Below are 13,184 nucleotides of genomic sequence, written 5' to 3' on the forward strand. Positions count from 1 at the left end.
AGACGCTAGAATGCTCGGGTTCGGGGCGTAGCTCAGCCTGGCAGAGCGCCTGCTTTGGGAGCAGGAGGCCGGAGGTTCGAATCCTCTCGCCCCGACTTTTTGCCGCCGATGGCGGCAAAAAGTCGAGCAGGAGAGCATTTGAACAGGGGAGCAGTGGAGGAGATTGGAGCGTGACTGCGCCACGAAGCGATCTGCTCTCCTGCGGTCTCCTGATCACCTGTTCTCCTGCTCAATTTCTGGACCCAACCGCGCGAGGGCAGTCGCGATGGTATTCATGTTCGAGAAGCTCGATGTCTATCAGAAGGCGGTAACCTTCGCCGACGAGATCGCGGCTCTCACGCAAGGCTATCCACGCGGTTATGGTTTCCTAAGGGAATGGGTGCTTTACAAAGCCAGATCGGAAGAACTTCTTCTCAGGCACCTTCCTCGTGCGAGCCACGCCCGAGCTGCACCGCAACTTGAGTAATTTGGCCGAGGCCAAACGCAAGAGCCTCAATTCGCTGGTCGTAGAATGCCTGGAGTTGGCCGCTCAGAAAAGTCCGCGACCTCGATCCGCGAAGCGCAAGAACGTAGTACCTGACACGGCTCGACGCCAGCACAACAATGCGGTGAAATCTTTGATTACGACACTGCAAGAGCGTGCTGAAATCGATGGTACTCGAATTTTGTCTCAGCTTGTAGGAATGCTCGATGCTGCTCATCGAAACGGAACTCCGCCCGAGTAGCATTCATGGCATCGGATTGTTCGCGATTGCTCCGGTGGCTGTCGGGCAAGTTGTGTGGCGATTTACCGAGGGGTTTGATTTGGACCTCGATCCCCGCGCGCTCGACCGACTGGGGCCGCGCGAGCGCGCGCGGTTGCTGCACTACGGCTACATCGACCACGTGCTCAATCGATATATCTTGTGTTGCGATGATGCGCGATTCATCAATCACAGCCCATCCCCCAACATTGCCTCGGATCGATCTGGAGATCCGCGCGGCGTCGACGTCGCCGTCCGTGAGATTCTTCCAAGCGACGAGATCACCATTGACTATGAGTCATTGGAGACCTTCGAGCCGGATCGTGTCCCCCTGGCTTGAAATACAAGGATTGTGCGCCACCTCACGTAGATGGGAATGCAACGGAGCTACATCTCCATCAACAATAAACTCCGCGCCGCCGCGCGAGCCTCTGCCCGTCTCACCCAGCCCGGCTATGAGCCTCGGGTTCCTGCCCGACCAGATAGTCTCTCAGCCGTTCGAACTCGTCGTGGTTCTTGAAGTGGATCACGATCTTCCCCCGGCCGGCGCTCGTCTGTCGCACGTCGACCTTGCTCCCTAGCGCCGCGCGGAATTCCTGCTCGAGCGCCGCGATCTGGCCGCTCTTTGTCCGCTTGGGCGACTTTCCACGTGGCGGGGTGCCTTCGGCGCCGATCACGCCGACAAACTGCGGTCGGTCGTCGTAATGGATCGTCTCCTGCACCAGGTTCTCGGTCGCCCGCACGCTCAGCCCCTCCTCGCGGATCCGCTGCATGAACTCGATCTGCGTCCGCTCGTCTCCCAACGGCAGCAGCGCCCGCGCGTGCCCCTGGGTGATCTGCCCCGAGCGTAACGCCCCCTGCACGTCGCGCGGCAGCTCGAGCAGGCGGATCAGGTTGGCGATCGTCGAGCGGTCGATCTTCAGCCGGCCCGCCAGTTCCTCCTGCGTCACGCCATACTGCTCGAGATACTGCTGGAACGAGGCCGCCTTTTCCAGCGGGTTGAGATCCTTCCGTTGCAAGTTCTCGACGATGGCCAACTCGGCCATCTCCCGATCGTCCGCCTCGCGCACCCGGGCAGGCACCTCGGTCCAGCCGGCGCGAATGGCCGCCTTCAAACGGCGCTCTCCCGCGATGAGCTGGTAGCGCCCTCCCACCTGGCGGACCAGGATCGGCTGGAGCATGCCGTGCTCGCGGATGCTGTCGGCCAGCGCGGACAACTCCCCTTCGTCGAACTCGGCCCGCGGCTGGTACGGGTTGCTGTCGACCTCGTAGACCGACAGCTCGACGAGCTGCTCGCCCGTCGGTTGTTCGACCTCGGCGATGCGGGGCACGTGCATGTGGGGGCCCCCCGAGTGGCCGGGGGCGGGTCCGTCGGCAGAGACGCTAAGTAGCGATTCCAACCCACGTCCTAGTCGTTTTTCACGAGTCACGATCGAGCACCTCCATGCAAAGTTCGACATACGCCCGGGCACCCCGGGCACGTGGGGCATAATCCAGCACCGAGCGTCCGTGGCTGGGAGCTTCGCTCACCGCCACGTCGCGCGGGATGACGGTCTGAAAAACAATCTCGCCGAAGAAGTCACGCACCTCGGCGTCGACTTCGGCGGTCAGCTCGAGCGTGGGGTCATGCATGGTGAGCACGATACCGCCAAACCGCAGACGATTCGGATGCTGCTGCATCACCGTGCGGATCACCTCGATCATCTGCGTCAGCCCTTCCATCGCGTAGTACTCGCACTGGATGGGCATCAACACTTCGGTCGAGGCGGCAAGCGCGGTTTGAGTCAGATCCCCCAAAGACGGGGGGCAGTCGATCAGGACGAAGTCGTACGCCGACATGCCGCTGTCGAGATGCTGGCGCAAGGTGACAGCATGCGGGGCGCCGTCGGCGGCCAGGGCTTCCACGTCGCGAAATGTCCGGCAGCCGGGCAACAGCTCGAGCCCCGGCGTCCCCGTCTCGACGAGGGCCTCGCGCAGCGGAGCGCGGCTTACCAGCGGATGACTGTCCGCCGGCCGGGCGCCCAGGCCGCTCGTGGCATTGCACTGCGGGTCGAGATCGATGAGCAGCGTGCGCGCGCCAGACTTGGCCAGGCCGACGGCCAGGTTCAGGGCAGTCGTCGTTTTACCGACGCCTCCCTTCTGATTGGCAACGCACAGAATGCGACTCAACGCGATGGCTCCTAAGGAGAGTGGTCAGGGGGCAGTGGCTAGTGGTCAGTTTGAAGTAACGCCCCCTGACCCCTGACCCCTGACCACTGACCACTGACCACTGACCACTGACCACTGACCACTGACCACTCCAACGCGGCGAGGATTGTAACCGGGCGCGTTTCGTGCCGTGAATGCCAATCAGTAGGCCATTTCACGTGCAACGGGCCGGGCAGCACCGATTCGCTAGAGTGCGAGATCGCCAAGGTCGCACGATTGAGAATGTTTCACGTGAAACGCGAAGACTGGGCAAACAGGAGAATTCACTTAAGCCCGTTTCACGTGAAACTCATCCGCGATACGGAATGACACCGTACGCTGCTCACGACCTCTTGTCGCTGCGCGACACTGACGAATTTCCGACTCCAGGTTGGCGAAGTCGTTGGCCAACTCCGGAAAATCGTCAGTGCCACCCGGCCGAGAAGCAACGGCACAGGCCGGCGGCCTGTGTCACTTTTCATCCGCTCTTTGCGTCTCTGCGACTTTGCGTTGAACTCTTCTTTCGCGAGGCTTCAATCCAACGGGTTGAAGACCAGCCCGCTGAGGAGCTTCGGATAGAAGTAGGTGCTTTTGGCCGGCATGCGTTCCTGGTGTTCGCTCACGGCGCGGATGTGCTCGAGCGTGGCGGGCATAATCAGGGCCGCCAGCGGGAACTCGTCGGAATCGAGCCCCTCGACCACCTCTTCCACAAGATGGACGTAGCGCGGCTTCGGCAGCTCTTTTGCGTCGAGCAGGTTCTCGATCACCAGCCGGTGGAGCAGCGCCACGCCCAGATCGCACCACTCGGGGCTGTGTTCCTGGGCCAGGTCCGCCATGCGACGCTGCCCCTCGTCGGTGACGCGGGCAATCGTCCAGCGTTCGTCCTGCCGCGTAAAGAAGCCGATCGTCCCCTGGGCGCCTTCGTTCTCGATCTCGTTCCAGACCGTGTCGGCCAGATCGGCCCCTTCGCCCACGAGGCGGGTTGTGAAACAGTCCCCCAACGTCTTCACCAACGCGGCCGAGTCCAGCTCGGGAAGGCCGCGGAACAGCCGGTGCGTCGGCAACACGAGCATGCCGGGATCGCTCATGCCGATGCAGGTCATCAGCACGAAGTTGGCCGCATGGTCCGAGGGGAGCGAGCCGCCAGCCTCTGCGGCGCGCTCGTCGCGGTAGTTGCAGGCGGTCTCGTAGCGGTGGTGACCATCGGCGATGAAGGTGGGCTTGGGCCCCAGCACCTTGTTGACCGCCGTGATGACCGCGGGATCGGTGACCGGCCACAGGCGGTGGATCACACCCAGGTGATCGGTCGCCACGAGCGGAGTCTTGCCCGCTGTCGCCCGCTCGAGAAGCTCCTGCGCCTCGTTCTCGGGATCGGGGAACAGGCCGAAGACCGGGCTCAGGTTCGCGCGGCAGGCACGCGTGAGCAGTAGCCGATCTTGCTTTGGGCCCGACATCGTCTCTTCGTGCGGGAAGATCTTCCCCTCGCCAAAGCGCTCGAGCCGCACGCGGGCGATGAAGCCGCGGCGGTTGTGCGTCTCCCCCTTGTAGGTGAACTCCTGATGGTAGACGTAGATGGCCGGATCGGGTTCGGTGAAGAGCACCCCTTCGGACTGCCAGTTCTTGAAGAAGCGGCCGGCACGCGTGTAGCGGTTCGACTTCTCGTCGTCGCCAGGCTCCTCGCGATTCAACTCGAGGCGAATCACGTTCGCCGGGTGTTTGTCGTAGAGCTGGTCCTGGAACTCCGCGTCGATGACGTCGTAGGGGGGCGCCACCACGTCTGCCAGAGAACCGACGTGACCCAGGTCGTAGCGAATGCCGCGGAAGGCTTGAATATCAGGCATGAATGCTCGCGTGCGAGAGAGTGAACGCACGATCAGTGCGCGACTGGAATTGGCGGATCGGAGACCCGCCGGAATCAGAAGGACCGCCCGCTCCTGGCGGCTGGCCACCCTACCAACGAAACAGGGCTCCGGGTTTTATCCCGGAGCCCTGTTGGTTTGTCAAACCCCCGCCTTTGTAGGTCAGGTACGCCGTACCTGACAGCGTTCGATGTCGCCACTCGATCGATGGTCAGGTACGGCGTACCTGACCTACAAGAGTAGGAGGACCACACTTAGTAGCGATAATACTCGGGCTTGTAGGGGCCTTCGACCGGTACGCCGAGGTAGTCGGCCTGCTCCTTCGAGAGCTTGGACAGCTTCACGCCCAGCTTGTCGAGGTGGAGCCGCGCGACCTCTTCGTCGAGCTTCTTGGGCAACACGTGGACGCCCAGCGGGTACTTTTCATTTTCGCCCCACAGCGCCAACTGGGCCAGTACCTGGTTGGTGAACGAGGTCGACATGACGAACGAGGGGTGCCCCGTGGCACAGCCGAGATTCACCAGGCGGCCTTCGGCCAGGATCAGGATCGAGCGCCCGTCGGCGAACGTGTAGCGGTCGACCTGCGGCTTGATCTCCACCTTCTTCACGTTCTTCTGCGAGTTGAGCCAGGCCATGTCGATCTCGATATCGAAGTGGCCGATGTTGCAGACGATCGCGTCATTGGGCATCACCTGCATGTGCTTGCCGGTGATGATGTCGCGATTGCCCGTGGTCGTGACGAAGATATTGCCACGCGGGGCGGCGTCTTCCATCGTCGTGACCTCGAAGCCTTCCATGGCCGCCTGCAGGGCGTTGATCGGGTCGATCTCGGTGACGATCACCCGGGCGCCGAGCGAACGCATCGAGTGGGCACAGCCCTTGCCGACGTCGCCGTAGCCGGCGATGACGACCACCTTGCCGGCGACCATCACATCGGTGGCCCGCTTGATGCCGTCGGCCAGCGACTCGCGGCAGCCGTAGAGATTGTCGAACTTGCTCTTCGTGACCGAATCGTTGACGTTGATACAAGGAACGCGGAGCTCGCCCGCGGCATGCATCTGGTAAAGGCGATGGACCCCGGTGGTGGTCTCTTCCGAAATGCCACGGATGCCGGTCAACAGCTCGGGATACTTGTTGTGGACCATGGCGGTCAGGTCGCCGCCGTCGTCGAGGATCATGTTCAGCGGCTGGCCATCGGGGAAGAACAGCGTCTGCTCGATGCACCAATCGAACTCTTCGTTCGTCATTCCCTTCCAGGCATAGACCGGCACGCCCGCCTGGGCGATGGCGGCGGCGGCGTGGTCCTGCGTCGAGAAGATGTTGCAACTGCTCCAGGTGACCTGGGCGCCGAGCTCGACGAGGGTCTCGATCAACACGGCGGTCTGGATCGTCATGTGGAGGCAGCCGGCGATGCGGGCCCCCTTGAGCGGCTTCTGCTGGCCGTACTTCTGGCGGAGGGCCATCAGGCCGGGCATCTCGTTCTCGGCCAGCAGGATCTCCTTGCGACCCCATTCGGCCAACGACAGATCAGCAACCTTGTACGGCAGCCGTGTTTCAACCTGAGCCACGCGCAAACTCCTTCGCAGAAGACCGTTGAACACCCCTATCCAGAGGGGTTAGCCACACGTCGGCCTGGTGAAAGACAAGCCGACCCGAAATTTTTTTCCCATCGTTTCACGCCGGGTCATGATAGGCGAGAGCCCGCGCCAGAGGCAAGCCGGTTGAAGCAGTGGTCAGTGGTCAGGGGTCAGAGAGGGGGGATTCGCGATTTGCTTGGAAACTCGACTTGCTAGACCAGGTCGTCGTCGAGTCGCCGATAGGCTCCCTTCGCCCGCTCGACGAAGGCGCGGACGCGGAGGGGATCCTTGTGTCCCGGCTCGCGCTCGACGCCGCTGGCCGTGTCGACGGCGGCGGGATGCACGGTGTCGATCGCCTCGGCGACGTTGTCAGGCGTAAGGCCGCCGGCCAGTACGATCGCACGCTCGGCGAGCATCGCCCCCAGATCGGCCACGGCGTTCCAATCGGCCGTCGCGCCCGTGCCGCCAAATTGCCCCACCTGGTGCGAGTCGATCAGCACCAGCCGGGGCGAACAGTCGAGCTCCTGGCACTCGGCCAGGTAGGTGTGGATGTGATCGGGGCCTTCTTCCCCCAGCCGGAAGGCACGCACGACGGGCAATCGCGTGAGGGCAGCCAGAAACTCGGGGGGCTCGTCGCCATGCAACTGGATGGCATCGAGCGTCACGCGGTCGCAGATCGACTCGATCTCGTCCAGCGTCGCGTTGACGAAGACCCCCACACGCAACACCCCGTCGGGCATCGAGTCGGCGATCTCGGCGGCCCGCTCGGGGGTAACCGATCGTGGACTGGGGGAGTAGAAGTTCAGCCCAATGGCGTCTGCTCCCGCCTCCGCGGCGAGACGTCCATCGTCCGTGTTGGTCACGCCACAGATCTTGATGCGAAACACGCGCGAGCTCCCGCGGAAGGTCGAGGTCGAACAGGGCGAATCGAGGCCGAGTGATTATAGGCGCGACGCGCGCGGGGGGTGACTGGTCCGCGCCAAGTTGGCACAAGTTTTCTCTTGGCAATGCCGATGAGGACGTTGCGGCATCCCGCGCCCGGGACGGTACTGCGCGCCTGTGCGCGCTTGCTGTTCCATCATCCTCCACCTGGCCTTGCGCTGACTTATGGCGGTCCCGAACTCCCCAGCCCCGGCCGCGCATGCGTCGATCACACGACGCCGCGTGCGAAATACGGTGCGGCTGTTCGTGGTCGTGGCCCTGGCTGTCTTTCTGATAACCGCCGCGTTGCTTTCGCGCAGCACGGTGCGTTACACGGCCAACGTGCCGGTCGATCTGGGTCCGGTGCTGCGTGCGGCCGCGGGCGAAGCCCCCAGTAATCGCCAGGCCGCGAGCTGGACTTCGCTCGGCAAATTGGTGGCCCCCGGCGGCATGCTGGCCGACGCCATCAGCCAGAGCGGGTTCGATGCCGAACTGCAGCTCGACGAGAGTTCGAGCTGGATCGCCGCACGCGACTCGCAGGGACGCGCGATCGAATCGCGCGGCCACTTGAAGATTGTCGCCGTGCGTTCGGCGGCCGATCGGTTGACGATCTCCTGCACGAACGAATCGCGCGACGACGCCGCGGCGCAGGCGCGACTTGCCGCCGAGTTGATCGCCGATCGATTCGTGCAGCTCGAGTCACAGTCGGTGGCCAAGGTCTACGAGAACACGCGACACCAGGCGGCCGCGGCACGCGAGAAGTTCGAGGCGGCCGACGCGAAGCTCGATGAATTGCTCGCGAATCATTTCCAGAAGATGCAGGTTGAACTGAAGAAGTCGCCGGCACAGGTGTCCCCCGAGAACTCGGCCGACGCGTTGACGCAGGACGAAGAACTCGTGGGGGATCCCACCGTGGGGGCGGCCGGCGTTCCGGCCGGCATGTCCGTAGCGCAGCTCGAAAAGCGACTGGCCCAGCTCGAAACACAGCGCGCGGCATTGTTGGAAAAACTGACGCCGTTGCACCCGATCGTCCGCGCCGCCGACGATGAGATCTCGACCGTCAAAGAGCAACTTGCCCGGCTGCGCGGTGGCGCGTCGAGCGAGCCGCAAGTAGCGAAGGATGCGGAGAAACCGGCGGAGCCCACGGCCGAGAATCCCGAGGTACCGAGCCCCGGCAGCGTCGCCGATTTCGGCGGCAAGCTTTTGCCCCCCTGGATGCAGGTCGGGCCGGGAACGCCGCAAGAATCGGTGCCACCTCCCGCGGCTCCCCCTTCGACCGTCGAGGCCCCCATCGTGGCGCCGGAAGAGCAGCCGCAGGTGACATTCGATCGCTCGACGGCCGAGGAACTGGAGACCGCCGTGCAGGTGGATACCGGCGCCCTCGACAAGGCGCGGGCCTACCTGGCCGAGACCGACCACGAGTATCAACAGACGAAAGAAGCGCGGAGCGCTGCCCAAGATGAGCTTGCCCGCCAGTCGAATCTCGAACGAAAGGACTGGCTGCGTCTGGAACGATTGGAAGAAGCACGCCCCATGTTGGGCGCCGTGACGATCGAGACGGCGGCCCCTCCCCAGATGCGCCGCTCGATCCTCGTGGCGGCGACGCTGGGCGCGTTGGTGTTGGGCATCGTAGCCGCCTGGGGGGGCGCGGTCGCCTCGGCCAGCTTCGGTTCGATTGCTGAAGTCGAAGACCTGCTCGGCGTGCCGGTGGTGGGGGTCATCGAAACGCTCAATCCCACGGGCAGCCACCAGCGCACGAAGCGGATTCGTACCTGGACCGGGCGATTGGGCATCGCCTGCGAAATGCTGCTCGTGGCGGCCATCGTCTGGCTGGCCTATCACCTGGCGAGCGAGCCCGGTTTTCTGGAACGCTTGCTCCACGACCCCTTCGAAACCCTGATCGATACGATCTGGTAAGCGAAGCTCGCCCGGCTGCTAGCGATCTGTCAAAGCCTAATGTTCGGGTTCCCAAGTTCCACGCGCTCGCGATGCGAGGGCCAATTTGGCCAGGACAACCCGAACTTTTGGCTCTGACAAGGCACTAGAGGGGACTAGCCTGTCGCAATTCCAGGTTGGAGCCGGCGCGGTGGCTGTGCCGAAGTCTAGAGATAGGCTCGCGCTGCGCCCGGAAGGCGTCTGCCGAGCCGCCGCGCTACGGCTGCCCAAGGTGACGGGACCGCTGCCGGTCCGGTTACCTGCTTCCGTTTACTACCCTCCGCCATGATGGCGCGAATCGGGATAGGTCTGATGTTCGAGAAGTTCTTTCAACTGACGCGACGACCGTTTGCGGCAGCGCCCGAGCCGGAGTTCTATTTTCCCGCGGCGGCGATCGAGGAAGCGCGGCATACGCTTGCCCGCTCGATCGAACGGGCGGAAGGAACGGGGCTGCTGATCGGTTCGACGGGGACCGGCAAGTCGCTTCTTTGCCGGTCGCTTGCCGAGCAATTTCGCGGGCAGCTTGAAGTAGCGCTGCTCGCCGGGGCACAACTGGCCACCCGGCGCGCGTTGTTGCAGGCGGTGCTTTTCGAGTTGAGCCTGCCCTACCGCGGCATGGACGAAGGAGAATTGCGTCTGCAGTTGATCGACCATCTGACGCGCCGCAACGAGAGCACGCCGGGTCTGCTGCTGATCGTCGACGAGGCGCAAACCCTGCCGCAGCGGCTGCTCGAGGAATTGCGGCTGATTACCAACATCGTGCGTCAGGGGGAATTGCGCGTACGGTTGGTGGTGGCTGGCGGCCCGGCCTTGGAAGAGCGCTTCGCGACGCCGCAGCTCGAGAGCTTCAGTCAGCGCATCGCGGCCCGCTGCTACTTGCGCCCCTTCGTGCATGCCGAGACGCTGGGTTACGTCGCGCACCAGATCGAACGGAGCGGCGGAGATAGTGCCCGCATCTTCGAACCGGACGCCTTGGACGCGATCCATCGGGCCACCGATGGCATTCCGCGGCTGGTAAATCAGCTTTGCGATCACGCGCTCGTGCTGGCGTACACGGCCGGGGTGAAGAAACTCGACGCGAAGGGGATCGAAGAGGCCTGGGCCGACTTGCAGCAGTTGCCCTTGCCGTGGCGCGAAATGGCCGCCGCCTCGCAGGAGAGCGCCACGCGCGAGGCAGCCGACGTGATCGAGTTCGGCGGTCTCGAAGACGACTTCGAGTTCGAGCCGGCCCATGCGGACGGGGCCACGATTCACGCGCCGACGGGCGATTACGCGGAAACGGTCGCCCATCTCGAGCAGCTCGAGACCCACGTCGACGCGATGGCCGACGAGTTCCGTCCGGTGGGATCGATTCGTCCGGAGGTCGAATTCGTGCTGCCCGAGTTGATCCGCTCGCAGGACCAGGCGTTCGACGAAGAGGAAGTGATCCTCGACCGCTACGCCGAGTTGGACGCCACCAGTTGGGCCGGGCTGCCACAGGTCTCGAGCCGCGAAGGGCGCGAGTTGAGCCGCCTGCTCGAACGTTATGCACGCAGGACGGAGATGCCTCTGCGACAGGAACCTCGACGAGCGAAAAAAACGGCCTCGCGACCGCCGGCGGACGCGGTCGAACCGCCGGCCCGTCATCTGGGGAGCGTCGCCGAGGCCCCGCTTGCCGAGCCGGCAAAGGCGCGGGTCATCGCGTTGCCCCCCCAGGAGCCCGCCGTGCATGCCACGCCGGCCGAGGAGGCCGACCTGATCGTCGTCGAGGAGGACGCCGCGGCGGAAGAGGTGGCGATCTCGCGTCCCATCGCGCCCGTCCGGCGCCAGGAGTTCCGCCAGTTGTTTGCTCGACTGCGACGCGGCTAGTCCGCGCGCACAGGCCCGATCCCCAGCAGAGATCTCGCTGATGAGCCGGATTCTCGATGCGTTGAAGCAGGTCGAAGCCAAGGGGGGCGATACGCCCACGGATGCCGCACGCCCCGTGCCCAGTGCGCCGACTGCTCAGCCGCCCGACGCGACCGCGGCCCGCCTCGAAGCGACGGCCGACCAGATCGCCTCGGCCCTGGCCGCCGCGCACGCCGGCGAAGGACTACCGACAGGTGGCGCCGCACACCCCACTGCAACGCCTTCCACGCCGAACACTCCGATGGCGCCGACACCGACGCCCGTGTTCTCTGGGCGGCGATATTCCGACCGCATGGCCGGCGGAGACTGGCTGGCCGACATCGCCGGGAGCGACTTGCGCCCCGGCAGCCGCCTGGGGAGCCAATATCGGCGGCTGCGCGACCGCATCCTTTCGCAATTGCCTCGCGGCGGCGCCGCGGCGCTGCTGTTTGCCTCGGCCGATCGGCAGTCGGGCACCACGACCACGGCCATCCACCTGGCGGCCGTGCTGGCGGAAGTGACGGCGGGCGATGTGCTGGTTGTCGACGCGGATGGTCGCGATGGCGATCTCGCGCAGCGCCTCAACATCGATGCGGCGCATGGCCTGGCCGATGTGTTGGCCGGTCGCGTGGGCTGGCAAGAGGCGGTGGTGCGAATTCCGCCGGGCTGTGTGCAGGTGCTGGCGTCGTGTGCGAAACGCGTGCCCGCCGCGGCGGAGTTGCCCTCGCGATTGAGTGCCTTCCTGGGCGAAGTGAAACGCCGCTACCGCGCGGTGATCGTCGACGGGGGCATGGCGTCGTCGGCCGAGGCCACCCACTGGCCGGGCGTGTGCGACGGGGTCTACCTCTGCGTCGAGTTCGAAGAAACCAGCACCAAATCGGCGGCCGAGGCGGTCAGCCTGCTGCGCCGCGCGGGGGGGCGAGTCCTGGGCTGTGTGGCCACCCGGGCCACGCCGACGCACTAAACTCGGTGGCCAAAGGCCCTTCCGAACATCGCCGGGCCGACCGCCGGCACCCCAGGAAATCCGCGTGTTCGATTCTGGAATCGGACCCTATACTTCATCGAGCGGCCCGCTGAGACCGCTTTTTTCCGTAGGGTGCGAACTCGAGAGGCGATCATCGCAATGCGTACAGTACTGGTCACCGGCGGCGCTGGGTTTATCGGTTCGCACCTGGCCGAGGCGCTCGTCGAGCGTGGCGACGAGGTCCGCATTCTCGACGATTTCAGCACCGGCAAGCTCGAGCATCTCGACGCCATCAAGGAGGACGTCGAGCTGATCGAGGGGAGCATCACCGATGCGTCGGTCGTGGCCCAGGCGGTTTGCGGCGTGGATTGCGTCTTCCACCAGGCGGCACTCGCCTCGGTGCCGCTGAGCGTCGAGCGGCCGCTGGATACGCACGCGGCCTGTGCCACTGGCACGCTGAACGTGCTGCATGCCGCCCAACGAGCGGGGGTGCGTCGCGTAGTGTATGCCGCCTCGAGCAGTGCCTACGGCGACATCGATACCGGCCGGCCCGACAAGAACGAGCAAGACCAGGTTTCTCCCTGTTCGCCCTATGGCGCGGCGAAGCTGGCGGGAGAGGCCTACTGCCTGGCGTTTGCGGCCTCGTACCAGATCGAGACGGTCGCCCTGCGTTACTTCAATGTCTTCGGACCGCGCCAGGGGGCCGACAGCCCCTATTCGGCCGTGATCCCGCTCTTCAGCACAGCGCTGCTCCAGGGACGCCGGCCCACGATTCACGGCGATGGCACGCAATCGCGCGACTTCACCTACGTGAAGAACGTCGTGCAGGGAAACTTGCTCGCGGCCGACGCCCCCGGTGTTTCGGGACGCGTGATCAATGTGGCGATGGGATCCAGCACGAACCTGCTCGATCTGCTCGCGCAATTGCAAGAACTGCTCGGCACGCAGATCGAACCGAACTTCGCGCCGCGCCGCGCGGGAGACGTGCAAGAAAGCCGCGCCGACATTACGCTCGCACGGAAGCTGCTCAAGTACGAACCGCAGGTCTCGTTCGCCGAGGGACTGAAGCGCTCGATCGAGTTCTATCGCAGCGAAGCGGTCGGGGCCGTGTAGGCCGGATACTCGGCAACGG

Annotated in this window: 12 protein-coding genes and 1 tRNA gene; 8 read left to right on the forward strand and 5 right to left on the reverse strand. The window is 64.6% G+C overall.

Annotated elements, in window-relative coordinates:
• Positions 1 to 21: 21 nt before the first annotated feature.
• The 4 genes from KF708_14190 to KF708_14205 all read left to right on the forward strand — a co-directional run bounded on the left by KF708_14190 (position 22) and on the right by KF708_14205 (position 1,083).
• Positions 22 to 95, forward strand: a tRNA-Pro gene (locus KF708_14190).
• A gap of 179 nt (positions 96 to 274) precedes the next feature.
• A complete protein-coding gene (locus KF708_14195; protein ID MBX3413837.1) occupies positions 275 to 466 on the forward strand; it encodes a hypothetical protein in 192 nt (63 codons plus the stop codon).
• The gene (locus KF708_14200; protein MBX3413838.1) at positions 429 to 725 is read left to right on the forward strand and encodes a toxin-antitoxin system HicB family antitoxin; all 297 of its coding nucleotides are present in this window, start codon (positions 429 to 431) and stop codon (positions 723 to 725) included. The genes KF708_14195 and KF708_14200 overlap by 38 nt, the downstream gene beginning before the upstream one ends.
• On the forward strand, positions 691 to 1,083 hold the full coding sequence (locus KF708_14205) for an SET domain-containing protein (GenBank protein MBX3413839.1): 393 nt from the start codon (positions 691 to 693) through the stop codon (positions 1,081 to 1,083). Before KF708_14200 ends, KF708_14205 begins: the two co-directional genes overlap by 35 nt.
• 100 nt (positions 1,084 to 1,183) lie before the next feature.
• Here KF708_14205 and KF708_14210 read toward each other — a convergent pair whose 3' ends face one another.
• From KF708_14210 to KF708_14230, 5 genes are all read right to left on the reverse strand, one after another.
• A complete protein-coding gene (locus KF708_14210) occupies positions 1,184 to 2,203 on the reverse strand; it encodes a ParB/RepB/Spo0J family partition protein (GenBank protein ID MBX3413840.1) in 1,020 nt (339 codons plus the stop codon).
• A complete protein-coding gene (locus tag KF708_14215) occupies positions 2,163 to 2,912 on the reverse strand; it encodes a ParA family protein (protein ID MBX3413841.1) in 750 nt (249 codons plus the stop codon). Before KF708_14215 ends, KF708_14210 begins: the two co-directional genes overlap by 41 nt.
• Positions 2,913 to 3,463: 551 nt before the next feature.
• Complete coding sequence (locus tag KF708_14220) at positions 3,464 to 4,771, reverse strand: DUF1015 domain-containing protein (GenBank protein ID MBX3413842.1); 1,308 nt, start codon at positions 4,769 to 4,771, stop codon at positions 3,464 to 3,466.
• A gap of 272 nt (positions 4,772 to 5,043) precedes the next feature.
• Positions 5,044 to 6,357 (reverse strand): adenosylhomocysteinase, encoded by a 1,314-nt coding sequence (gene ahcY / locus KF708_14225; protein MBX3413843.1) that lies wholly within the window; start codon positions 6,355 to 6,357, stop codon positions 5,044 to 5,046.
• Between the two features lie 221 nt (positions 6,358 to 6,578).
• Positions 6,579 to 7,253 carry a phosphoribosylanthranilate isomerase gene (locus KF708_14230; protein MBX3413844.1) on the reverse strand — a complete coding sequence of 225 codons (675 nt, stop codon included), beginning with the start codon at positions 7,251 to 7,253 and terminating at the stop codon, positions 6,579 to 6,581.
• Between the two features lie 277 nt (positions 7,254 to 7,530).
• On the opposite strand from KF708_14230, the gene KF708_14235 reads away from it, so the two are divergent.
• The 4 genes from KF708_14235 (at position 7,531) to KF708_14250 (ending at position 13,165) form a co-directional block, all read left to right on the forward strand.
• Positions 7,531 to 9,204, forward strand: coding sequence for a hypothetical protein (locus KF708_14235; protein MBX3413845.1), 1,674 nt, complete (start codon positions 7,531 to 7,533; stop codon positions 9,202 to 9,204).
• A 330-nt stretch (positions 9,205 to 9,534) separates the two neighbouring features.
• Complete coding sequence (locus KF708_14240) at positions 9,535 to 11,070, forward strand: AAA family ATPase (protein ID MBX3413846.1); 1,536 nt, start codon at positions 9,535 to 9,537, stop codon at positions 11,068 to 11,070.
• A 40-nt stretch (positions 11,071 to 11,110) separates the two neighbouring features.
• Positions 11,111 to 12,052 (forward strand): CpsD/CapB family tyrosine-protein kinase, encoded by a 942-nt coding sequence (locus tag KF708_14245; GenBank protein ID MBX3413847.1) that lies wholly within the window; start codon positions 11,111 to 11,113, stop codon positions 12,050 to 12,052.
• A gap of 159 nt (positions 12,053 to 12,211) precedes the next feature.
• Positions 12,212 to 13,165 carry an SDR family oxidoreductase gene (locus KF708_14250; protein MBX3413848.1) on the forward strand — a complete coding sequence of 318 codons (954 nt, stop codon included), beginning with the start codon at positions 12,212 to 12,214 and terminating at the stop codon, positions 13,163 to 13,165.
• The last annotated feature ends 19 nt before the right edge of the window (positions 13,166 to 13,184 follow it).

The sequence above is a fragment of the Pirellulales bacterium genome (assembly GCA_019636335.1).
Classification (GTDB): Bacteria; Planctomycetota; Planctomycetia; order Pirellulales; family JAEUIK01; genus JAHBXR01.

Excerpts from the sequence above, each read along its gene's own strand:
- KF708_14245 (MBX3413847.1), top strand. The coding sequence starts at position 11,111 with ATGAGCCGGATTCTCGATGCGTTGAAGCAGGTCGAAGCCAAGGGGGGC.
- KF708_14205 (MBX3413839.1), top strand. The coding sequence starts at position 691 with ATGCTGCTCATCGAAACGGAACTCCGCCCGAGTAGCATTCATGGCATC.
- KF708_14220 (MBX3413842.1), bottom strand. The coding sequence starts at position 4,771 with ATGCCTGATATTCAAGCCTTCCGCGGCATTCGCTACGACCTGGGTCAC.
- KF708_14210 (MBX3413840.1), bottom strand. The coding sequence starts at position 2,203 with ATGTCGAACTTTGCATGGAGGTGCTCGATCGTGACTCGTGAAAAACGA.
- KF708_14250 (MBX3413848.1), top strand. The coding sequence starts at position 12,212 with ATGCGTACAGTACTGGTCACCGGCGGCGCTGGGTTTATCGGTTCGCAC.
- KF708_14240 (MBX3413846.1), top strand. The coding sequence starts at position 9,535 with ATGTTCGAGAAGTTCTTTCAACTGACGCGACGACCGTTTGCGGCAGCG.
- KF708_14195 (MBX3413837.1), top strand. The coding sequence starts at position 275 with ATGTTCGAGAAGCTCGATGTCTATCAGAAGGCGGTAACCTTCGCCGAC.